The 22,360-nt window shown below is 46.1% G+C and carries 17 protein-coding genes; 5 read left to right on the top strand and 12 right to left on the bottom strand.

Features of this window, described 5'->3' with window-relative positions:
• Positions 1-62: 62 nt before the first annotated feature.
• The 9 genes from RXX31_RS11585 to RXX31_RS11545 all read right to left on the bottom strand — a co-directional run bounded on the left by RXX31_RS11585 (position 63) and on the right by RXX31_RS11545 (position 12,637).
• Positions 63-2,111: a TonB-dependent siderophore receptor gene (locus RXX31_RS11585; protein ID WP_317589503.1), complete on the bottom strand. Its 2,049-nt coding sequence runs from the start codon at positions 2,109-2,111 to the stop codon at positions 63-65.
• 276 nt (positions 2,112-2,387) lie between these two features.
• Positions 2,388-3,386 (bottom strand): galactofuranose ABC transporter, permease protein YjfF, encoded by a 999-nt coding sequence (gene yjfF, locus RXX31_RS11580; RefSeq protein ID WP_317589502.1) that lies wholly within the window; start codon positions 3,384-3,386, stop codon positions 2,388-2,390.
• Positions 3,379-4,404 (bottom strand): galactofuranose ABC transporter, ATP-binding protein YtfT, encoded by a 1,026-nt coding sequence (ytfT, locus tag RXX31_RS11575; protein ID WP_317589500.1) that lies wholly within the window; start codon positions 4,402-4,404, stop codon positions 3,379-3,381. The genes yjfF and ytfT overlap by 8 nt, the downstream gene beginning before the upstream one ends.
• Positions 4,405-4,411: 7 nt before the next feature.
• Positions 4,412-5,920 carry a galactofuranose ABC transporter, ATP-binding protein YtfR gene (ytfR, locus tag RXX31_RS11570; RefSeq protein WP_317589498.1) on the bottom strand — a complete coding sequence of 503 codons (1,509 nt, stop codon included), beginning with the start codon at positions 5,918-5,920 and terminating at the stop codon, positions 4,412-4,414.
• Positions 5,921-5,972: 52 nt separating this feature from the next.
• Positions 5,973-6,932 (bottom strand): galactofuranose ABC transporter, galactofuranose-binding protein YtfQ, encoded by a 960-nt coding sequence (ytfQ, locus tag RXX31_RS11565; protein ID WP_317589497.1) that lies wholly within the window; start codon positions 6,930-6,932, stop codon positions 5,973-5,975.
• A 388-nt stretch (positions 6,933-7,320) separates the two neighbouring features.
• Positions 7,321-8,301, bottom strand: a complete 981-nt coding sequence (locus RXX31_RS11560) for a porin (protein ID WP_317589496.1) — start codon at positions 8,299-8,301, stop codon at positions 7,321-7,323.
• A gap of 753 nt (positions 8,302-9,054) precedes the next feature.
• Positions 9,055-10,044, bottom strand: coding sequence for an L-arabinose ABC transporter permease AraH (araH, locus tag RXX31_RS11555; RefSeq protein WP_014235069.1), 990 nt, complete (start codon positions 10,042-10,044; stop codon positions 9,055-9,057).
• Positions 10,045-10,061: 17 nt separating this feature from the next.
• On the bottom strand, positions 10,062-11,579 hold the full coding sequence (araG, locus tag RXX31_RS11550) for an L-arabinose ABC transporter ATP-binding protein AraG (RefSeq protein WP_317589494.1): 1,518 nt from the start codon (positions 11,577-11,579) through the stop codon (positions 10,062-10,064).
• A 59-nt stretch (positions 11,580-11,638) separates the two neighbouring features.
• Positions 11,639-12,637: an arabinose ABC transporter substrate-binding protein gene (locus RXX31_RS11545; RefSeq protein WP_317589492.1), complete on the bottom strand. Its 999-nt coding sequence runs from the start codon at positions 12,635-12,637 to the stop codon at positions 11,639-11,641.
• A gap of 381 nt (positions 12,638-13,018) precedes the next feature.
• On the opposite strand from RXX31_RS11545, the gene RXX31_RS11540 reads away from it, so the two are divergent.
• From RXX31_RS11540 to araC, 4 genes are all read left to right on the top strand, one after another.
• Positions 13,019-14,722, top strand: a complete 1,704-nt coding sequence (locus RXX31_RS11540) for a ribulokinase (RefSeq protein WP_317589490.1) — start codon at positions 13,019-13,021, stop codon at positions 14,720-14,722.
• Entirely contained in the window at positions 14,715-15,449 is a 735-nt protein-coding gene (locus tag RXX31_RS11535) for an L-ribulose-5-phosphate 4-epimerase (protein WP_317589489.1), read from the top strand. The genes RXX31_RS11540 and RXX31_RS11535 overlap by 8 nt, the downstream gene beginning before the upstream one ends.
• Before the next feature lie 63 nt (positions 15,450-15,512).
• Entirely contained in the window at positions 15,513-17,015 is a 1,503-nt protein-coding gene (gene araA / locus RXX31_RS11530) for an L-arabinose isomerase (protein ID WP_317589487.1), read from the top strand.
• Between the two features lie 437 nt (positions 17,016-17,452).
• Entirely contained in the window at positions 17,453-18,289 is an 837-nt protein-coding gene (gene araC / locus RXX31_RS11525) for an arabinose operon transcriptional regulator AraC (RefSeq protein WP_317589485.1), read from the top strand.
• Positions 18,290-18,333: 44 nt separating this feature from the next.
• On the opposite strand, the gene galM is transcribed toward araC, so the two are convergent.
• From galM to RXX31_RS11510, 3 genes are read right to left on the bottom strand one after another with little or no spacing between them, the layout of a single operon-like run.
• Positions 18,334-19,413, bottom strand: a complete 1,080-nt coding sequence (gene galM / locus RXX31_RS11520) for a galactose-1-epimerase (RefSeq protein ID WP_317589484.1) — start codon at positions 19,411-19,413, stop codon at positions 18,334-18,336.
• Positions 19,414-19,469: 56 nt separating this feature from the next.
• The gene (locus tag RXX31_RS11515) at positions 19,470-20,408 is read right to left on the bottom strand and encodes a glycoside hydrolase family 43 protein (protein WP_317589483.1); all 939 of its coding nucleotides are present in this window, start codon (positions 20,406-20,408) and stop codon (positions 19,470-19,472) included.
• Positions 20,409-20,418: 10 nt separating this feature from the next.
• Positions 20,419-21,813: an MFS transporter gene (locus RXX31_RS11510; protein WP_317589482.1), complete on the bottom strand. Its 1,395-nt coding sequence runs from the start codon at positions 21,811-21,813 to the stop codon at positions 20,419-20,421.
• Between the two features lie 292 nt (positions 21,814-22,105).
• Here RXX31_RS11510 and RXX31_RS11505 point away from each other — a divergent pair, with 292 nt between their 5' ends.
• Positions 22,106-22,351 carry a DUF3297 family protein gene (locus tag RXX31_RS11505; protein WP_014235079.1) on the top strand — a complete coding sequence of 82 codons (246 nt, stop codon included), beginning with the start codon at positions 22,106-22,108 and terminating at the stop codon, positions 22,349-22,351.
• Positions 22,352-22,360 lie beyond the last annotated feature (9 nt).

The raw sequence follows: 22,360 nt of genomic DNA, 5'->3' as shown, positions 1-22,360 counted from the left end.
TTACTCACTAGCTTTCTGGGCTAATCGCTCTCAATATAAAAATCAGAGATCGTGCAAAAACACTAAAACTGGTAACCGTAGCTGAGCATGAACTCTGCTGGAGCACCGTAGCCAATCTGGTTCAAACCAGAGCTACCACTGGTCGCGCCAAGAATGTATTTTTCATCCAGAATGTTGTAGGCATTAGCCTGAAATTTATGACGTCCCGTTGTGTACGCCGCCATAATATCCACCGTGGTGTAATCGCCTAGCGCCACCGCTTCATCATTGCCAGCATATCGATCACCGACGTATTTCACACCACCACCTAAGCGCCAATTGTCATCCAGCTGATAAGTGCTCCAGATGGAAAACAGATGATCTGATACATCATTTGGTTTCTTGCCAGTGGCTTTATCTTCTGCGTCCAGATAGCTGTAACCAACCGAAAGATCCCACTGATTAGTGATCTTGCCGCGTGCTTCTAATTCAATACCTTGGTGACGCACTTCAATTTTGTCGATCACATCACCGTCTGTATTAGTTTGAGGCTGCTCTTGATCGATCTGGAAAAGTGCCATATTGAGCATTAATGCGTTATCAAGTAAGTAAGCCTTTGCACCCACTTCTTTAAGATCGGTATGGAAGAATTCCGCTAATTTTGGATTGATGTAGATCCCCGCGTAAGGTAATTGCCAAGAGCGCGCTAAACTGGCGTAAAACGATGCATCATTATTCATGCGGTATACCAAGCCAGCTCTATAACTGACTTTGTCATCGTCCATTTTTTCTTTCTCAGAACCCACTTTGCGTTGTTCCAAATCCATCGAATCGTAACGTACGTTACCAATCACAGACAGGTCGCCCATAGTATAAACATCCTGTACATAAACGCCTGTAGTAGTGGTGGTATTGTCACGAAATGGCTTGAAGCCTGGGTTTGGTGTAGGCTTGCTATCCGGATTATAAATATCTTGCGATGGAAGGTTAGAATCACCAGCCAGAAGAAGGTCGATATCAATCTGGTTAAAGTCAGCGCCCAACATCAGTTGGTTTGAGTTAGCATCCCAAATCAGCTCGGATTGAAGAGTGGTCGTGGTGCGCGGATCATAGCCGAAATTATTAACAGTTTGAGAAACGGTAGTATCCGTGACTGTACCTTGACGTGTACCTTTCTGCTCTAACTCAATGTGATTGAACGCTACACGGTTATTCCAAACCCACTGGTCGTTGAAGCGCCACTCGTAATCCACAGCAACACGAATGCTGTCTGATTCCTGATAATCATTAGTGCCACCAAAGTAAGTGCTTACTGGTACATCAACTGGCTTACCATTTTTTGATGGTACACCGCGATAAGGAACCAACTCTTGATGCGCATATTCGACATCAATGTCAATCGTGTGCCCATCAGCAGGCAGAACTCGAAGCGTGGGAGCGATGAAGAAATCGTTTGAATCTACCTGGTCTACGTAAGAATCCGCTTCTCGGTACTCTAAGTTAATTCGTCCATTAACCTTGTCTGACAATACCATCGAACTATCGACTTGGCCGACAAATTGGCTGTTACTGCCAACACTGCCATTAACGCGGGTGAACGAGTCTCCCTTGGCGCGCTTAGTCACTAAGTTAATGATGCCGCCAGCAGAACCACGCCCATAAAGCGCCCCTGCAGGCCCTTTAACAATTTCGACTCGTTCGACGTTTGCTAAGCTTCGGTATGATTGCAACGTACCATCATCTCGTAGTCCATCACGGTACATATCATTAAGAGAGTCAAAACCACGGATCATGAACTGGTCTCGGCTACCCTCTCCTAACGTATTATTGACCCCAGCAACCCCATCTAATGCATCCACCAGACGCACGGCGCCGCGATCTTGCATTTCAGTTTTAGTGACAACCGATACTGATTGTGGGACATCGAGCCACTCAACATCCGTTTTAGTTCCCGATTGTGGCATGTACTCGGCATAGCCTTCGTACTGGTAACCGTAAACTTGAACGGTTTCCATCATTGATGAGTCGAAGTTCTTCTCCTCAGAAGCCAAAGCCATCGGCGCAACAGCGTTTGCTACTACTGCAGAACTTATCGCAACCGCTAATGGGCTTAGAGGCAATAATTTATTCATTCCATGATTCCGTATAGTTTAGTTAGATCTTACGGATGCAAATAAGAACAAATATTATTTCTATTTTCAATATTAATTAATGATTAATTCAATATTTCCTTTTCAGCCACCTTTAATAAACAAAATCACAACATAAAATACACAAACCACGTCATACATATTCATTAGCAACAGATAAATATAAAACCAAGTTTGTACTGGTCATTTTCTGCTTTTCAGAAAAACAAAACCCCGCCAGCTTTGACGGGGTTTTGTTTATGTTACGCAGGCTATCTATCAACCAGGCGCTGACTTCAATACGGCTGAGCTCGCGACATTCTTGCGTCGTTCACTCATAATCAGCAACAAGCGTTGCAGGCCGATAAAGCCAAACAGCAAGATGCCGACAATAATTTTCGTCCACCATGAGCTTAACGTGCCATCAAAGGTAATGTAGGTTTGAATCAGGCCCTGAATAAGCACACCAAATAGTGAACCTAACACTGTACCCACACCGCCAGACAGTAAAGTTCCGCCGATAACAACTGCAGCAATAGCATCCAGTTCAACGCCGACTCCTGCTAACGGATACCCCGCCGAGGTATAAATCGAGAACACAATCCCTGCGCAAGTAGCAAGAAACGTCGATAACATATAGATACCAATCACGGTACGTCTGACGGGAACCCCCATTAATCCAGCAGAAGTTGCATTGCCGCCAACAGCATAAACGTTGTTACCAAAGCGAGTTCGGTGTGCAAGCAACATACCGACAACTACCACCATCAGCATGATGACAGCCATTAAGCTCAAACGACCGCCTCCCCATATATGCCAGGCGGTACGGGAGAGCTCTTTGTACATAGGGTCCTGAATCGGGATCGACTGCTCGGAAATCAAAAAGCTTGCCCCACGTAAGAAAAACATCCCGGCAAGTGTGACGATAAACGCCGGTATTTTCAGCGTATCGATAATCCAGCCCATAAAGCCGCCAAACAGCATTCCCATCACCAGTACCGTGAACATGGCCATTATTGGATCCATATTCCAGTCGCCGATCATTTTTGCCAGAAAGACACCAGTAAAAGCCACGACAGAACCCACCGAGAGATCAATACCACCAGAGAGGATCACAAAGGTCATGCCGACAGCAAGAATGCCAAGAAAAGCATTATCTGTCAGAATGTTACAAATCACTCTGGTTGTCATAAATGCCGGAAACTCAAGCGCGCAGAAGACATAACCGATGAAAAATACACAGATAGTAATGAACAGAGGAAAGTTACGTTTAATCATGATGGAATTTCCTCTTAAAGGCTTGAATCACTGTCGGAGACTGCATCACCAACACCAGTAAAACGACAACGGATTTAACGATGTGGTTCCACTGTGGCTGATAACCTGAAAGTAAAATCCCCGTGTTAATGCTTTGAATAATAAAGGCTCCTACCAGCGCCAGCAGCAGGTTAAATCGACCACCCATTAACGACGTACCGCCAATAACGACGGCGAGGATCGCGTCCATTTCGAGCCACAAACCAGCATTATTCGCATCGGCACCTTTGATATCGGCTGCGACAATAATCCCGGCAAGCGCGGCCATCAGGCCACTCAGAACATAAACCGACATTACTATTAATGGGGTATTAATCCCGGCGTTTTTTGCCGCTTTAATGTTGATGCCCACCGATTCAATAAACAGACCTAATGCAGTCTTCTTGGTTAAGCACCAAATACCTATGGTGGCGATGATCAACAGGATTATTGGTGTGGGCAGAAGTAAAAATGAACCGCTCCCGAACCAGGACAAGGTGTCGTTGGTAAAGGTGACGATTTGACCTTGAGTGATCAGCTGTGCGACACCTCGACCGGCCACCATGAGTATAAGAGTGGCGACAATCGGCTGGATCTTAAAGACCGCAACAAGAAAGCCATTCCATAGACCACACACAACACCTGAGAGCAGCGCGCAAACTAAAATCGTTGCTGGCGCGTAGCCCTGAGATGCCATACTTGCCATTACCGCTCCGCTGATAGCCATTACCGCCCCAACTGACAAATCAATACCGCCAGTGGCGATTACTAACGTCATCCCTATTGTGAGCAGAGCAACAGGGGCTCCTCGATTAAAAATGTCGATCACGCTGCCAAACAAACGCCCATCCTGAATATGGATAGAAAAGAAGTTATCAGCGATGATCGCGTTGACTAAAAACAGGCACAGAAGTGCCAACGCTTGTGGCGCACCTTTCGGTAGACTAAATCTGGATTTCGAAGATGCGCTTGTGCGAGTTGAAGGATTAAATGTTGTCATTGGAACCTCACATCGCTATCGCTTGCATAATGGCAGGCACGGATAAATCTTCTGTTGGGATTTCCGCTACCTGCTTACGATCCCGGAGCACAATAACTCGGTCGGCATAACCGACTAACTCTTCCAGTTCGGATGAAATAACCAATAACGCCAGGCCATTGGCACACAAGGATTCAATAAGACGGATGATCTCTGCGTGAGCCCCAACATCAATCCCACGGGTAGGTTCATCGAGAATTAAAAATTGGGGTTTCGTTAACAACCAACGAGCCAGCAACACTTTTTGCTGATTTCCCCCAGAGAGAAACTCAATCGGCTGCTCGATGTTCGGCGTTTTGATGTCTAGTTGTTTGATAAAGCGCTGAGACATCTCCTCCTGCTCGGCTCGGGATATGGGTCTAAACCACCCGCGCTGAGCCTGCAACGCCAGAATGATGTTTTCCCGCACTGATGCGGCTCCAACAATACCGTCGGTTTTGCGATCTTCAGGACAAAACCCAAAACCATTTAGTGACGCTTGCCGCGCAGAGCTCACTTTGGTTGGTCGATTTTTTAACTTACAAGTACCACTATCATTCGCCTCGATACCGAAAATAACCTTGGCAGTCTCGGTGCGGCCGGAGCCAAGTAAGCCGGCAAGCCCCACGATTTCACCAGCATGGACTTTGAGGTCAAATGGTTCAATCGTGCCACGCTTACCATAATCAGAAAACTCGACGACAGGTTCATCACTGAATTTGGTTTTCCCAGCACGTTTGAGAGCGTTATCCTCCAGCTCACGTCCTAGCATCCACTTAACCAGCTCAATCTGTGGCAACTGGCTTGTTTCCCGAGTTCCGACAAGTTCGCCATTTCTCAATACAGTAATGCGATCACTGACTTCATACACCTGATCGAGGAAATGGGTGATGAATACCAAACTAATACCTTTCACACGTAGATCACGCATGATGCCGAATAACATCTCTACTTCACTACTGTCCAAACTGGCGGTGGGCTCATCCAGGATCAAAATGTTTGCCGAAAGCGACACGGCTCTGGCGATCGAAATCACTTGCTGAATCGCCACAGAAAAACTATTCAGTGGTTGAGTGACATCCAGATTCAGACCATAACCGGTCATGATTTCTGTCGCTTGCTGAGCCATGCGTTTGCGATCAACAAATCCCCATTTTTTCGGCTCGTTACCAATAAAGAGGTTATCCATAACGGACATATTAGGCAGCAGATTGACTTCCTGATAAACCGTACCAATCCCGAGTTGCTGTGCATGAGCGGTGTTCTGCGGTGAAATGGATTGCCCATTAAGGAAGATATCCCCCGCGTCTCGTTGATAAACCCCAGTGAGCGTTTTTACTAAAGTTGATTTTCCCGCCCCATTCTCGCCGAGCAAGGCCATGATCTCGCCTTTTTTCAACGAGAAATCGACATTCTGTAGTGCCTTAACCCCAGGGAAGTGTTTGCTAATCCCTTGTGCACGTAAGACAACGTCATTGTTACCTAGATCTGAAGACATACAAACTCCAAAACCTCTCATCACAGTGTGATGAGAGGTTTTTAGCTAAAGATTAATAACCAAGGTCTTTTTTCATTTCGAGCTGTGACTGTGCATCTTCAGGCAAGTAGAGTTTTGACTCTGTCACTATTTTCTTCGGTGGTGTTGCACCGTCTTTCTTATAAGCGAGTAGAGCATCAAACGCTGGGCCTGCCATATTTGGCGTGAGTTCAACGGTCGCATTCGCTTCACCGTTTATCATGGCTTTAAATATATCTGGTACGGCATCAATAGAGACCACCAAAATATCTTCTCCAGGTTTTAACCCAGCTTCTTTAATGGCTTGTATTGCTCCAATGGCCATATCATCATTGTGAGAGAATACTGCGCAGATATTTTTCCCGCCACTTTCAGCTTTAATAAAGCTCTCCATGACTTCTTTACCTTTACTGCGGGTAAATTCACCAGACTGGGTACGCACAATATTGACATTTTCGGCCTGGCTAATGGCGTCGTTAAAGCCTTCTTTACGGTCAATGGCCACGCTAGCACCAACCGTCCCTTGCAATTCAACCACGTTACAAGGTTTATCTTTTACTGTATTGAGCAGCCATTCACCCGCAACTTTACCTTCTAGGACGTTATCAGCGGTCACGGCTGTCATGTAAAGTGAATCATCATCTACGGTGATACCACGGTCGAGAAGAAAGACCGGAATATCATAGTCTTTTGCTTCTTCAAGCACCGGCCCCCAACCCGTTTGTACCACAGGCGCAATAAAGATCGCATCCACACCTTGAGCAATAAAAGAGCGGACTGCTTTGATTTGGTTCTCTTGTTTTTGCTGTGCATCAGAAATTTTCAGGGTAATCCCACGCTTTTCCGCCTCCGATTTAGACACCGCCGTTTCAGCAGCGCGCCATCCTGATTCTGAACCAATTTGGGAAAAGCCGACTGTAAGAGTGTTAGCAAATATTGACGCAGACATACATAGACTACCGATCGCAGTCGCCAAGGTAAGTTTTTTTAGCATAATCGTTCTCTATCTATTTATTTTATCGTTTCACATTTAGGTATTGGTAAGATATTGCATTTAAGTGCATTTTTTATGCTAAATGAGGATAGGTAACAGATTTTTCAGCCGATTAGATCTTGGTCACAGCGGAAGGGAGATAGCTGTAAAGTCCATTCTAGTAGCAATTTAATACATATTTTAGCTTTTATTAATATTACTTTTTCCAACTTATCGTAAATAATATAAACGCAAAAATTTCCCCTTTTAAACAAGATAAATCTAGATACGTTAAGAAATTGTCTATGGCTCTTTACCGATCTTGCAAAAGCAAAAAAACCCGCATTCAAACCGGAATGCGGGTGGCTTTAAGTAAGGTAAAGCAGTGGATTAATAATAGAACTGGAAATTAGAACGAGTATTTCGCTACAAACTTAAGGCCGTAACCGTCTTCCTTCGTTCCGTCTGGCTTTTCTACAGAGCCAGTTTGAACGACAAAGTCTGTTTTGAATGAGTCAGTGACATCGTAGCCAAGACCTACGTACGCAGTTTGCGCTTCTGCAGCCGAACCTTGTACATCAGCGTCTGCGTATTGAAGTGAACCGTAAACTTTAAAACAATCAAATTCGTACGCTGCTGCTACAGAGTAAGTTTGACCGTCGTTTGGAATTAGCTTATCAAGACTAAGTTCAACACTGTCGCTTGCTTTCAAGCTCGCTGCGTTTTCGAAAGAAATGAATGCTGCGCCAAATTTGAAATCACCTACAGTTACGTCACCAGCTAAACCGACAGAGTTCGCTTTGTCACCGTCAGAACCGTAAGCTACCGCTGCAGAGAAATCGTCTACTTTGTAGTTCACAGATGTAGCGAAGTTTGCGTCGTTATTTGAATCGCTGTCAGTTTCGTAGTTTGCAGAAAACTCAAGATCGTTGATTGTTTTCTTGTAACGGATGCCTTGCCCGTCTACACCACCTTGACTGATTTGGTATAGGTTAGAACCTTCACCTTGCTTCGCTTTTCCAAGTACACCGAATGAGTTACCTGTATCACCGAAAGAGAAATTACCGTAAGTGGTGTGGTCAAATTCTAATTTAATATCAGCGAATTCTGCATTACGGTTTTCTTTTGTCACACTGTCGCCAGCATTAATTGCAAAAGAACCGATTAGTTTCGCATCTTCATTCAGCTGATGCGTACCTTTAACATTTAGATGTGCATCGGTAAATACATGTGGTTCTTTCTTTGTATCATCAGCATTAACGTAGATTGCGATACCTTTTGCCCAACCTGACATTTCAACTGTATTTTCGTCTGATTTGTAAATTTCACCAGCTGCCGCTGCACCAGTAAATAGAACAGAAATTGCAATAGCTAAAGGTTTGATGTTCATATCGTACTCCATATGTTGCATAACTTCATCGCAACTAATTGTATTAAAAGTATTTATAGGCTAAGAGATTACATTCTTATGCTGAATGTGTTTCTGAGATAATATTATCGAAATAAATTTAATTTAAAATTGAAATGTTATTTCAATTTAAATAAATAGGATCGAGATCATAGTTAAACCTATATTTGCAAAGTAACGATATGCAGTTTTATGCATTTAAATTATTAGTTTCGGCGTATTTTATTGATTAAAATCAAACGAAATATCACTCATTATTGAGGTGGCAGGGTTTGATATATAAATATGTTTTAAAAACAACCAATACAGTGATGATAAAATTGTGAAATAATAAAAATAAAAATTAGATATGAATCGCAATTCTATTTATAGATATATTCTTTATTATTTTAAAAATGCTAAGAGCGGAATCGGATATATAAATATATCTCTGAACATTGATGATAATTGATTTCGCATCTTTGAGGATTATGATTTTCACATGAGTGAGACGCTGGCTAAACAGCAGACAAAAGCCCTAAATCCAGCATGATGCTCGAGTGCTTGCGCGTATAAATGCTGTGTTCCAGGTTTCTGAGGTTGGGATGTTATGATGAGTTCGTAAGCTTTGCAGATTCTACCAACCAGCAATACTCAGTAGATCAAAGGGTTTTAAGATAGACAAAACAAAAGAGTCCCTACATCATGCAGGGACTCTTTCTAGTGATTTGTAGCGTTCTTAGGTCAGCAATTCATTTATGCTTTTGCTGTCTGTTTGTAGCGGTCAAAGATAACCGCTGCTAGTAGAATTAAACCACGAACAACGTATTGAGAAAACGGAGACATGTTCAGGAGGTTCATCGCGTTTTCTACAGTACCCAGAATAAGTACACCAGCGATAACGTAAGAGACTTTACCGATACCACCTTTTAGAGATACACCACCCAGAACACAAGCTGAGATAACCACCAGTTCAAAACCAACCGAAGTCATTGGCTGACCAGAAGTCATACGAGCTGCCAGAATAACACCCGCTAGTGCAGCCATGAAACCAGAGATGGTGTAGATCATCATCTTGGTCTTAACCACGTTTACACCTGCCAGACGTGCAGCTTCTTCGTTGCCACCAATCGCTAGTGTATTGCGGCCATAAACGGTACGGTTCAGTAGGAATGTGAAGACAGCGAATGTAATCAGTGTTAGCCAAATTGGGGTCGGAATACCGATAAAAGAAGAATTACCTAGCGCGAAGAAACTCTCTTCTGTGATACCTACCGCTTTACCGTCAGAGATGATGTAGCCTAGACCACGAGCGATCTGCATGGTTGCGAGCGTCGTAATTAGTGCGTTGATTTGCAGTTTGGCGATAACAAAGCCGTTTAACAGACCAAATGCCACACCAGAGAGTAGGCCAGCACCCACGCCCAGAACGACGCTGCTGGTCGCGTTGATAGCCACAGCCGTTACAACACCTGAACATGCGATGACTGAAGCAACAGAAAGGTCAAGGTCACCACAAGCAAGACAGAACAGCATGGCACATGCCACCATGCCACTCATTGAGATAGCCAGGCCTAAGCCTTTCATGTTAATGAAGGTTGCAAAGTAGGGAACGAAAAGGCAGCAGAGTATAAACAGACCTGCAAACACCATTAGCATTCCGAATTTATCCCAGATTTTACCGAAGCTAAAGCTGCCAGTTTTTGGAGCTGACTCTATCGCTTTTGTAGGGTTAGAAGTAGACATAATGATATTCCTTAATTTTAAGCGGCTGCCGACTCTTCTTTATCTAGCATGGCTAGACGAAGTGCGGTTTGTTCATTAAATTCGTCGCGTTGCAGTTCACCGGTTACCGCGCCGTCTTTCATAACAAGTACACGGTCAGAGATGCCCAACACTTCTGGTAAATCGCTGGAAACGACGAGTACCGTTACTCCGTTCTCTGCCAGCTTAAAAATGAGTTCGTAAATTTCAGATTTGGCGCCCACATCGATACCACGAGTAGGTTCATCCAGTAAGATGACGCTCATTGCGGTTGACAACCAACGACCAAGAATCACTTTCTGCTGGTTACCACCTGATAGCTTGCCAATTGGCTGCTCCAGCGAAGAAGCTTTGACATTCAGCGCTTCTTTTTGCTTCGAGGCGTTGTTCTTTTCCCATTCGAAATTAATCAAGCTCTTGAATTTTAAATGCCAAGGGCGAGCACTGATGTTAGTGTTCTCTTGTACCGACATGATAGGGACGATGCCGTCTGCTTTGCGGTCTTCCGAACACAGCGTAATGCCGTGACGAATTGCTTCTTGTGGGGTTCTGACGCCAATTTTGACATCGTGTAAGTAAAGATCGCCACCTGTCTTTTTGTCTGCACCGAAAATAAGGCGAGTAAGCTCAGTACGACCAGCCCCCACCAATCCAAACAAACCAAGGACTTCACCTTGTTTGACATCCAGTGACACCGGAGCGGTTAACCCTGGGCCTTCGAAGTTTTCGATGCGTAAACCACTCTTACCATGTTCACGCGGGCGATAGTTGAAGATGTCACTAATTTCACGGCCAACCATCAGTTCAACTAAGCGATCGTTAGTCAGCTGTGAAAGGTCGGTAAATGACTGCACGTGCTGGCCATCTTTGAAGATAGTTAATGCATCACACAGGTCGAAGATCTCTTCCATACGGTGCGATACATACATAATGATTTTGCCCGCATCACGCAGTTCACGGATAACCTTGAATAAGTTTTTAATTTCACGCTGTGACAAACTACTGGTTGGCTCATCAAATGCGATAATTTGTGCATTTCGGCTCAAAGCTTTGGCAATTTCAACCATCTGCCATTGGCCAATAGACAACTCTTTTAGCTGGCAAGATGGGTCGAATGTTTCACCTAAACGCTCTAACTGAACTCGTGCGTTCTTGTTGAGGGTTTCTGTATCCACTCGGCCACCCTTGGTCGGTAATTGACCAAGATAAATATTTTCCGCAACGGTTAACTCAGGAACCAAGTTGAGTTCTTGATAAATAATGGCAATACCGTGTTCAAGCGCATCGTTGGTTGAATTCAGCGCCACTTCTTTACCATCAATAGCGATGTGACCTTCCGTAGGCGTATGGAAACCACTTAAGGTTTTGAGTAACGTTGATTTACCCGCACCATTTTCACCCATCAAAGCGTGAACACTGCCCGCATCGGCGCGGAAACTCACGTTGTTCAATGCCTTAACACCAGGGAAGTGCTTCGAGATATTTCGAAACTCTATGTAAGAGGGGGACTTCGCCATGACATTCTCTCCGTTAAATCAGTTGGTGACGACCAAGCTGGCCGTCACCGAAAGTGAACTTACAGCCCTTTTTTCGCTAGTTCGTCTTTGAAGTTGTCACGAGTGATAAGAACAACGTCAGTAACTTCAACAAATTTCTCTGGTTGAACGTCTTCTTTTACCCACTTGTATAGAGACTCGATACTCTTATAGCCGTGTACGTCCGGGCTAGGTAGTAGTGAACCGTAGAAACCGGTCGGTTGAGATTTCGCAAGTTCGTTAACCGCATCCACACCATTGATACCAATGCCGATTACGTTGTCTGAACCGAAGCCCTGACCTTCCGTAGCACGTACGCCGCCTAATACTGTGTTGTCGTTCATACCAACGATTAGCCATTGCTTAACGTCAGGGTATTGAACAAGTAGAGAGTTCGCTGCGTCTAATGCACCTGGGATATCGTTCGTTTTCGTTGGTACACGGTAGATTTGGTCTCCAGGGAAGCCAGCAGCTTTAAGTGCAGAAATTGAACCATCTACACGACGACGCGCCGTATCAAGCTCATCCGCAGTGATTGCCATCACACCAGTTACAGAAGCATCCCAGTTACGCTTCTGCATTTCTTTGTACAGCTCTGTACCTTGGCGTTCACCGATAGCCGTCGCGGCCATCATCACCAATGGTACGTCAGTCATTGGCTCGCCTTTCGCGTTTAGGAACTGGTCATCAACCGTGACCACTTTCAAATCATAGCTTTTTGCCTTCGCCATGATTGCAGGACCTAATTTAGGGTCAGGAGTACAGATAACGAAGCCTTTCGCGCCTTGCGCCGCGAGAGTGTCGATAGCATTCAGGGTTTTTTCGCCATCTGGCACGGCCATTTTTACTACTTCAAAGCCTAAATCTTTACCGGCTTTTTCAGCAAATGACCATTCGGTTTGGAACCATGGCTCTTCAGGTTGCTTAACCAGATAGCCAAGTCTCGTTTCATCATTTGAACCAAAGAATGCATTGGCCGAAGCACTAAGCATAGTTACGCCAGATAGGGCAGCGATTGTGAGTAGTTTTTTTAGTTTCATTGTTATCCATCCACTGGTAGAGGTGAGTGTTCGCTATACATATTTGTGGATTTACGCACATTTGTTAGTGACAAAAATCACAGCGGAAAAATGTAGCGAATTTGTCCATTCATTTAGCCAAAGGGGCTATGACACAGATCTCAATTATGCGACCACTGTTCTAAGTTTTGAGTAAGCGACCCAATACGAGCCTAATGCAAACGTTGAATTCGCTGGTTTCTTGCCTTTCCGACCAGACAGAAGAAGGTGTTAAAAAGAACACAAAAAATCGTCCATGACGTTTTTGTCCATAAAGTTAGCAGACCTCTTTATGGGATAACGTCCCTCCTCTAGCTATAACAACAAGTAGATTTAGTTTGCTGACCAAAAGCTGGAGCAGTCATGGACACATTAAACACACAACAACAGCATGTCATTGGTTTGGACTTCGGTTCAGACTCCGTACGTGCCCTTATCGTAAATGCACAAACAGGCAGTGAAGTATCTTCGTCTGTCGTCTATTACCCGCGATGGATGAAAGGGCTATATTGTCAGCCTGCTCAATCTCAATTCAGACATCATCCTCAAGACTATTTGGATGCAATGACCAATGCGATCCAAGAAGTGCTAACGACGGTTTCGCCTGAACTCGCTTCTTCCATTGTTGGTATCGGTGTCGATACAACAGGCTCAACACCAGCCCCAATTGATGAAAACGGCAACATCCTGGCATTGCTACCGGAGTTCGAGAACAACCCAAATGCGATGTTTGTCCTTTGGAAAGATCACACGTCGGTGACAAAGGCGGATCTGATCAACGAGCTTGCCCACTCAGGTGATTTCACCGATTACACCCGTTACATCGGTGGTATTTATTCATCGGAATGGTTCTGGGCTAAAGCCGCTTGGGTCAGCGAACAAGACGAACAAGTCGCTAAAAGCGCCTACAGCTGGGTAGAACTTTGTGACTGGATTCCGGCGATTCTCGCCGACGCTCAGCATCCACAAAAACTGCGTCGCGGTATTTGTGCTGCCGGACATAAAGCCATGTGGCACGACAGCTGGGGCGGCCTGCCTGACCAAGCGTTTTTAAGCGCGATTTCTCCAACACTGGATGGCATACGCGATCGTATGTTCACGGAAGTGTTCACTTCGGACCAAGCTGCTGGTTACTTGTCAAAAGCATGGGCAGAGAAACTGGGCTTGCCAGAAGGCATTGCGATTGCAATTGGCGAATTTGACTGTCACATGGGCGCGGTGGGCGCCGGTGCTGGCGCCAATGATTTAGTTAAAGTAATTGGCACCTCTACGTGTGACATCTTGATGGTTGAAGCGGATCAGGTTGGTGATCGCACCATTCACGGCATTTGTGGCCAGGTTGAAGGCAGTGCGATGCCAGAGTTACTGGCGCTAGAAGCAGGACAATCTGCATTTGGTGATATGTACGCTTGGTTTAAGAACGTTCTGATGTGGCCATTGCAGGCTTACGCTGAGCGCAATCCAGACTTTGCAAAAACCGCTGACGAAATTGCATCTGACTTATTGCCAATGCTTTCGCAAGCCGCTGAGCAGCAGGGTATCGACAAATACACACCTGTCGCGATGGACTGGCTCAATGGCCGACGCACACCATACGCCAACCAACGATTGAAAGGCGCTATTTGTGATTTGAACCTTGGCAGCGCTTCACCAGCTATCTTCTCTGCATTGGTTGAATCAACGGCTCACGGTGCCAAAGCGATTGTGGATTGCTTCATCGAGCAAGACGTCAAGGTTGAACGCGTGATTGCCATCGGTGGTATTGCGCAGAAATCCCCGTTCGTGATGCAGATGTGCGCGGATGTGATTGGTCGCGAAATCATCGTGGTTGAGTCGGATCAATGCTGTGCATTAGGCGCAGCGATATTTGCGGCAGTCGCAGCAGGTGTTTACCCAGACACCAAAGCAGCACAAGACGTCATGGCAAGCCCTGTTCGTCAAACATACTCACCAAACCCACAAGTGCAAGCACTGCGAGCAGAGCGCTACGCGACGTATCGTCAACTCGGTCAACACATGGAACAAATGGCAGAGTTCCATCAATCTCAGGAGCGTAAAGATGTCTGAACAAACAACATGGAATGACGTGGACTCATTCGCTGAACGTATGAAATCCCTTCGTCATCAAGTGTGGCAAGCCAACATGGATCTTCAGCGTCATAACCTCGTGACCTTCACCTGGGGCAATGTGTCAGGCATTGATCGCGAATCAGGTTTAGTGGTGATTAAGCCAAGTGGCGTCGAATACAGCGAACTCAGTGCGGAAAACATGGTGGTTGTGGATCTGCAAGGCGAAATCATTGAAGGCAACCTGAAACCTTCTTCTGATACCGCGACGCACCTAGAGCTATACCGCCAATTCCCGTCAATTGGTGGCATCGTGCATACCCACTCGTCTTATGCGACATCATGGGCGCAAGCGGGCGCGGCGATTCCCGCATTCGGCACCACTCACGCGGACTATTTCTACGGTCATATTCCTTGTGCCCGCGCTTTGACTCAACAAGAGATTGAAAGCGACTACGAGCTGAATACCGGCAAAGTCATCGTTGAGACGATTGGCGCAACTGATCCTATGGCGATTCCCGGCATCTTGGTTCGCGAGCACGCGCCATTTACCTGGGGAACCGACCCACATAACGCCGTACATAACGCCGTAGTGGTGGAAGAAGTTGCCAAAATGGCGTTCCGCACCCTGAGCATCAACCCGAGCACGTTACCGATTCCACAAACCTTGCTGGATAAGCACTACTTACGCAAGCACGGTAAAGACGCGTACTACGGACAAAAATAATCAACAATTGTCGCCTGGCAACTGGCGAGGCGACCAATGCGACACAGAATAACAGAGGCACTTATGAAAGATTTAACAAACAAATCTGTATGGTTTATCACCGGTTCACAGCACCTTTACGGTCCTAAAGTATTGGAGCAAGTGGCAAAGAACAGCGAAGAGATCGTGGCTGGTTTCAACCAGAGCGACGATGTGTGCGTGCCTGTTGTATGTAAAGAAACAGTGAAATCGCCAGAAGAAATTCTCAACGTTTGCCAACAAGCAAACAACGATGAAAACTGTTTGGGTGTGGTGCTTTGGATGCACACCTTCTCGCCAGCGAAAATGTGGATTTCAGGTCTTAAGCAACTGAATAAACCGTTTGTTCATCTCCACACCCAGTTCAGCGAAGCGCTTCCTTGGGAAAGCATCGACATGAACTACATGAACCTGAACCAAAGTGCGCACGGTGACCGCGAATTTGGCTTTATCGGTACGCGTCTTGGTCTAGACCGCCGCGTTATCGTTGGTCACTGGCAGAAGCCTTCTGTACGTAAGCAGCTCGACCACTGGTGTCGCGCGGCAATTGGCTGGCACGAGAGCCACACTCTGCGTGTCGCTCGTTTTGGCGATAACATGCGCCAAGTAGCGGTAACTGAAGGCAACAAGGTTAGCGCACAAATCGAGTTTGGCTTTGAAGTACACGCCTACGGTTTAGGTGAACTGACTGAGGTCGTGAATAAAGTCGAAGACAGCGCAATCAATGCCCTGCTGGAAGAGTACCGCTCAACGTACCGAATCGCTCCGGAAATTTTTGAAACACCAGAACAGTTGGAAATTCTTAAGAATGAAGCGCGTCTTGAACTAGGCATGGAAACCTTCCTACAAGAGCGTGGCTGCATGGCATTTGTAAACACGTTTGAAAACCTGACGGGTTTGACTAACCTACCTGGTTTGGCAACGCAACGCTTAATGGAAAAAGGCTATGGTTACGGCGGCGAAGGCGACTGGAAAACGGCCGCGTTGACGCGCATCATCAAAACCATGGGTCAAGGTCTACCAGGCGGCACGTCGTTCATGGAAGACTACACCTACAACCTAACAGGTGAAGGACAGGTACTGGGCGCACACATGTTGGAAGTGTGTCCAACTATTGCCGCTGACAAACCATCGATTGAGATTCATCGCCATACTATCGGTAAAACTGACGATGTCGCACGTGCGATCTTCAGCGCCAAAGCGGGCCCAGCATTAGTGGCAACCCTGATTGATTTGGGTAACCGCTTCCGCTTGTTGGTGAATGAAATTGATACCGTGACACCGCCATCAGATCTACCGAACTTGCCAGTGGCACACGCGCTTTGGGAACCTCAGCCAAACCTAGAAGTGTCGGCGGCTTCATGGATTCATGCAGGCGGCGCGCACCACAGCGTGTACACGCAAAACGTCACCTTAGAGATGCTAGAAGACTTCGCTGAGTTTGCGGGTATCGAGCTGGTTGTGATTAACAAGAACACCACCATTCGTGACTTCAAAACAGAGCTGAAACACAACAGTCTGTTCTACCGTTTTAGCAACGGTATCTAAAAAAATAGCATACGCCTATTCGGCTGAGGGGGTCAGCTGAATAGGCGTTTTGCTATATTTCTAACCTCCGGTTTCCCGTACATCATGCCATCCTCCCTACTTGCCTGAACAATTCCCTACCTCTCGTTTTCGTTACCTATTTTTCTACTACGCAAAGTGATCGAGTAGAATTGGTGAGTTGTGCTCAGGCCAAAGGAACAAGGATAGCAGTGCGGTCTGTGACAACTATACTGATAATGCCGAGCTTAGAGCATAGCGGGTTGTGGTGTAACGATGTGATATGCCGAATGAAGCGCGTACACTCGCAACAACATATCTACAACCGATAATCATGGTGAAGCGTTAAAACAACGACTTAGACAACGCTTCCCACTCTGGTTTATTTTTTCGCCGCGCGATTTTGCGGCGCTTATTAATGCTGTTATACGGAAACGAGAATGCAAAACGATCCATTGAAACCTGGATATGACTTCAATGCTCATTTGGTTGCAGGCTTAACGCCAATCTCAAAAGGCAACGAGCTAGACTTTGTTATAGACCGGCCACATGGGATGAAGGGCTTTATCATCAACTTGACTGTCAAGGGACAGGGTACCGTGTTCCGCGGTAAAGAATCCTTTACGGTCAATGAAGGCGATTTACTACTCTTTCCTACTGGTGTACCACACTACTACCATCGCTCAGAAGAGGCCGAACACTGGCACCACCGCTGGATCTATTTTCGCCCGCGCGCCTATTGGATAAACCGTCTTAAATGGGAAAACTGCATCAACGGCGTGTTTATCACTAAAGGTGTCGAGATCGATGCACAGGAAAAGCTCGACCTGCTGTTTAAGCAGATTGAAGATCTAAGTAAAAAGGACGAGCCATACAGCGATGAATTGACGCTCAACCTGCTCGAGCAATTGTTGATTCGCTGTAAGATGAATCAGCCAAACCTGATCAAGAAACTCGTTGATCCGCGAATTACCAACGTGTTGAACTATATGGCGAATCACCTCAATGAGGATTTCAGCAATGAAACATTAGCCGATCTGGTTTGTTTGTCACCTTCTCGACTGGGGCATTTATTCCGCGATGAAGTCGGGATGACAATCATCCAATGGCGTGATGACCAACGAATCAGCCGGGCCAAACAGTTGTTGGTGACGTCGAACTATTCCATCAACCAAATCTCTCGCTTGATAGGCTATTCGGATCCACTCTATTTTTCACGTGTGTTTAAGAATAAAGCTGGGCTAAGCCCGAAACTCTATCGTGAGAAAGTGATGTAAGCGCAAAATCGGGCAGGATTCTCACCTGCCCGAATCATTTCTGATTATTGAAAGTTAAACTGGTAACTGGTTTGATGCTGGTAGAACGACTTTTGAGTAATAAAGCGTTTATTCGCCTCTGGCCACTCCGGGTGGTTAGGGCAATCCGGTAAGAACTGAGTTTCAAGCGCAAGCCCCTGATAATCCTGATACTCTCCACGACGTGATGGCGTTCCTGCCAAGAAGTTGCCACTGTAAAACTGAATCGCAGGTTTATCAGTAAACACAGACATCACCACCTGTTTATCTGAACTTGTCAGGCAAGCGATCGTGCTCTCGCCATCAACTAATTCTTCAGGCAAGATAAACGCGTGATCATAGCCTTTGGCGAGCTTTTGATCTTCACCTTGCAGCATACGGGAACCGATTACCTGAGCGGTATTAAAATCAAAACTGCTCCCCTGGACCGCTTTCAGTTCGCCAGTTGGGATGAGCTGTTCGTCAGTGGGCAAGTATTCGTTGGCAAGAAGTTGCAGCTCATGGCCAAGAATGGTGTGGCCCGACTCTGCGCCATCAAGGTTAAAGTAGGCGTGGTTGGTCAGGTTAATCGGGCAGTCCTGATCACAGATAGCCGAGTATTCAATACATAGCTGATTGTTTTCCGTCAGCGTATAAGCGACTTCAGCAGTCAGGTTCCCCGGGAAGCCTTGGTCTCCATCGGGAGACATCAAACAGTAAGTAATGTGTGAATCGCTTTTGTCTTTCACTAACCAGCGGCGTTTGTCAAAACCTTCAACCCCGCCGTGGAGGCTGTTGCCATTATTGTTGCGAGTAATGGAATAGGTTTGTCCGTTTAAGTTGAACTGTCCATTGGCGATGCGGTTGGCAAACCGGCCAATGGTCGCACCTAAAAATGCCGAGTGAGACTGATAATCGCGCAGTGATGTCATGCCGAGCAACACTTCACGTGGTCCAGATGAAGTGGGAAGCTGACAACTTAGCCACGTTGCACCTATGTCCATAAAAGTGGCCGTCATGCCGTGATGATTACGTAAGATATGAACCTTGGCAGGCTCGCCATCGGTGAAAAGATCGCTTTCGATTGCGGATTTGATTGAGTCAGGTGGGATTATACTATTGGGCATAGGGGCTCCTTTAAAAAACACAGTACCTGCAAAGCGCAGGTACTGAGATAACAGGATTAGATCGCTTCGCCAAAGAGTGGAAAACCGTCTTTCCAAATGAGGCGTTTGATGCGAGTGTGGCGGTTCGGGTCCCAAAGTGGGTCGCCCTCAATTTCGGTGTAATCGCGTGCGTGATAAACCAACAAGTCATGGCCTTCTTCATCAACGGTAAAGCTGTTATGACCAGGCCCGTAGACCTTTTTCTCCCAGTTAGTTTTGAATACTGGCTGCTTGGCTTTCACCCAGCTTTTCGGGTCAAGCAAGTCACTGTTTTCATCCGCGTATAGTAGCCCCATGCAGTAGTTTTCGTCTGTTGCACTGGCGGAGTATGTCATCCAGAATTTACCATGACGGTGGATAACCGATGGCCCTTCATTAACCCAAAAGCCGATCTGTTCCCACTCAAACTCTGGAATGGTCAGACACTGTGGTGCGGTGCGCAGTTTGGTTGGCGTTTCTAATTCCGCGATGTACAAGTTGGAGTTACCACCGATGTCGTTGTCTTTTTGCGCCCAAACGTAGTAATTAACGCCGTTGTGACTGAAAGAGGTCGCATCCAGACAGAACGTATCCATACCAGTATCGATTTGCCCCTCAAATGTCCATTCCGGTGTAATAGGATTCGGGTTCGAATTAGAAATCGCATACATACGATGCTGGAACAAACCATCCACAATTTCTCGTGACGGTGCGGCAGCAAAGTAGACATACCAAGCGTCATCGATAAAGTGCAGCTCTGGCGCCCAGATTAAATCACTGTATGGACCTGTATCAGGCTTGTACCATGCGTTGATCAGTTCGCTGGTCGTATCGAGCTCCGCGATGGTCTTTGCTCGACGAATCTCAATGCGATCATATTCCGGTACCGAAGCGGTGAAATAGTAGTAGCCGTCCGTGTGTTTATAGATGTGCGGGTCGGCGCGCTGTTCGATAATGGGATTGACGAAATCGGTCATACTGCTTCCCTTAATTTGCGTAATTTGATTGAGGTTTTGAAGATTGAACGTCGCTTAGGTTTTTCTCTTCTTCCAGGATATTCGTTGCTGTCATCGACTGATAGTACTTGTCGGTCACCTTGTATTTGAACATCAGTGAGCCCATCAAGAAATGGAACAAGCCAGGGATAATCGTCAGCATCAGTGCGATACCAGTCAGTGCGTAGTCCGATTGTGCTTCATTTGGTACGTAGTTAAAGAATGTCAGTAGCCAACCTACGACCGCACCACCGATACCCATACCTAGCTTCTGGCTAAATGAGATACCGCCAAATGCAAGTCCAGACACACGCTGACCGGTTTTGTATGCGCCGTAGTCGACTGCTTCTGCAATCGCTGACCAGAATACCGGAGCGTGTAAATCCACCACGAACGAGACTAAGAAGTACAACACGAATGCCAGTGCCAGGTCGTCACGACCGACAAACAGGTAGAGCATCGCACTCAGTAGAAGTACGGCCACCTGGCTGTAGCGGAACAGTTTGATTTTGCAGTACGTTTTAGTAATCCAAGTTGACGCAACCATTGCCAGAATCGCTGCCCCTACACCCGTTGCAAGAAACGCTGAAATCGTGCTGGCATCACCACCGAGGTAGTACTTGGCATAGTACGCAGCAACGGAACCACGAATCACGTAACCGATAGTACCCGTTACACATACTCCGCAAAGCACCAGCCATTGGTCATTTTGCACCAGCAATTTCACTTGGTCTTTAAACGACTTTTTGTCGACCACGTGTTCAATACGTTCTTTAGTGGTCGCGAAACAGAACAAGAATAGTAACGTGCCCATTAGCCCCATTAGACCCATCGAGTATTGGTAACCCAATTGGATATTATCTTGACCCCAAACGGCTGATAGCTGCGGTACGATGATGGTGACAAGAAACGCGGCGATTTTAGCGAAGAATAAACGATAGCCATTTGCAGACAAACGCTCTTTCGGGTCATCGGTCAGCACACTGATTAATGAGATGTACGGAATCGTCACGGCAGTAAACATGATCGTGACAAATATATACGTCGCGTAAGCGTAAATCAGCTTGGTATTGTAATCACCATCTGGTGTGCTGAAAGCGAGGTAAACGGAGATACCGAAAGGGATCGCCAGAAAGAGTAGATATTGACGATAGCGTCCCCAACGAGAGGTAAACTTATCGGTAATCATACCCATCAGCGGGTCGGTTACCGCGTCAATAAGTCGCACGACGATAAATAACATCGCTAAATCTTCGGGTTTGATGCCAAAAATATCCGTATAGAAGAAGGTAATGATTAACATCATTGATGAAATCACCACGTTGACTGCCATGTCTCCGGCACCAAAGCCGACTTTCTCAAGGACAGGTAATTTATATTTATACATAGAGACGAATCCATTGTTTTCACGATGACATGGATACTACTTAGGAATCAGGGGTATGGCTGTTAAGGTTCTCATAGATAAATGGAGATAGCGGTTTTGTGCATGCCTTTAACCAATCTGTTTATGTAAGAGAATGGCGATAAAGTCAGGTAATACACAAGCAATACGCTTTGATAACAACAATACAACCATACAGAAAACAATCCTCCATGCATTGGAGTAACGTTATCTTGAACACTGCGCAGACACTGACTACAATGACGCACTTTCTTTACGGAATCCAGGTCAAAAAATGAACGACACTACTAAACCAGCTCTACCAGATCGCCTTGCCGGCAACCCACGTAGCCCATTCTTTGTAAAAGAGTGTTTTGATCACCAAATCGGTATCCGTTTCAACGGCAAAGAACGTACTGACGTTGAAGAATACTGCGTGAGCGAAGGCTGGGTAAAAATCGCGTCTCCAAAAGCAAAAGACCGTTTCGGTAACCCAATGCTGATCAAACTGAAAGGCGAAGTGGAAGCGTACTACGTGTAAGCCTTCCTT

The organism is Vibrio sp. EA2 (assembly GCF_033042495.1).
Taxonomy (GTDB): domain Bacteria; phylum Pseudomonadota; class Gammaproteobacteria; order Enterobacterales; family Vibrionaceae; genus Vibrio.
Note: the sequence above shows the minus strand (reverse complement) of the source record. Positions and strands in the feature narration are given on the sequence as shown.

What these genes read in the sequence shown, in the direction of transcription:
- RXX31_RS11505 (WP_014235079.1), top strand. Translation starts at nt 22,106, where the DNA reads ATGAACGACACTACTAAACCAGCTCTACCAGATCGCCTTGCCGGCAAC.
- RXX31_RS11540 (WP_317589490.1), top strand. Translation starts at nt 13,019, where the DNA reads ATGGACACATTAAACACACAACAACAGCATGTCATTGGTTTGGACTTC.
- RXX31_RS11510 (WP_317589482.1), bottom strand. Translation starts at nt 21,813, where the DNA reads ATGTATAAATATAAATTACCTGTCCTTGAGAAAGTCGGCTTTGGTGCC.
- ytfR (WP_317589498.1), bottom strand. Translation starts at nt 5,920, where the DNA reads ATGTCTTCAGATCTAGGTAACAATGACGTTGTCTTACGTGCACAAGGG.
- araG (WP_317589494.1), bottom strand. Translation starts at nt 11,579, where the DNA reads ATGGCGAAGTCCCCCTCTTACATAGAGTTTCGAAATATCTCGAAGCAC.
- RXX31_RS11535 (WP_317589489.1), top strand. Translation starts at nt 14,715, where the DNA reads ATGTCTGAACAAACAACATGGAATGACGTGGACTCATTCGCTGAACGT.
- ytfQ (WP_317589497.1), bottom strand. Translation starts at nt 6,932, where the DNA reads ATGCTAAAAAAACTTACCTTGGCGACTGCGATCGGTAGTCTATGTATG.
- yjfF (WP_317589502.1), bottom strand. Translation starts at nt 3,386, where the DNA reads ATGATTAAACGTAACTTTCCTCTGTTCATTACTATCTGTGTATTTTTC.
- RXX31_RS11515 (WP_317589483.1), bottom strand. Translation starts at nt 20,408, where the DNA reads ATGACCGATTTCGTCAATCCCATTATCGAACAGCGCGCCGACCCGCAC.
- RXX31_RS11545 (WP_317589492.1), bottom strand. Translation starts at nt 12,637, where the DNA reads ATGAAACTAAAAAAACTACTCACAATCGCTGCCCTATCTGGCGTAACT.
- ytfT (WP_317589500.1), bottom strand. Translation starts at nt 4,404, where the DNA reads ATGACAACATTTAATCCTTCAACTCGCACAAGCGCATCTTCGAAATCC.
- RXX31_RS11560 (WP_317589496.1), bottom strand. Translation starts at nt 8,301, where the DNA reads ATGAACATCAAACCTTTAGCTATTGCAATTTCTGTTCTATTTACTGGT.
- araH (WP_014235069.1), bottom strand. Translation starts at nt 10,044, where the DNA reads ATGTCTACTTCTAACCCTACAAAAGCGATAGAGTCAGCTCCAAAAACT.
- araA (WP_317589487.1), top strand. Translation starts at nt 15,513, where the DNA reads ATGAAAGATTTAACAAACAAATCTGTATGGTTTATCACCGGTTCACAG.
- galM (WP_317589484.1), bottom strand. Translation starts at nt 19,413, where the DNA reads ATGCCCAATAGTATAATCCCACCTGACTCAATCAAATCCGCAATCGAA.
- RXX31_RS11585 (WP_317589503.1), bottom strand. Translation starts at nt 2,111, where the DNA reads ATGAATAAATTATTGCCTCTAAGCCCATTAGCGGTTGCGATAAGTTCT.
- araC (WP_317589485.1), top strand. Translation starts at nt 17,453, where the DNA reads ATGCAAAACGATCCATTGAAACCTGGATATGACTTCAATGCTCATTTG.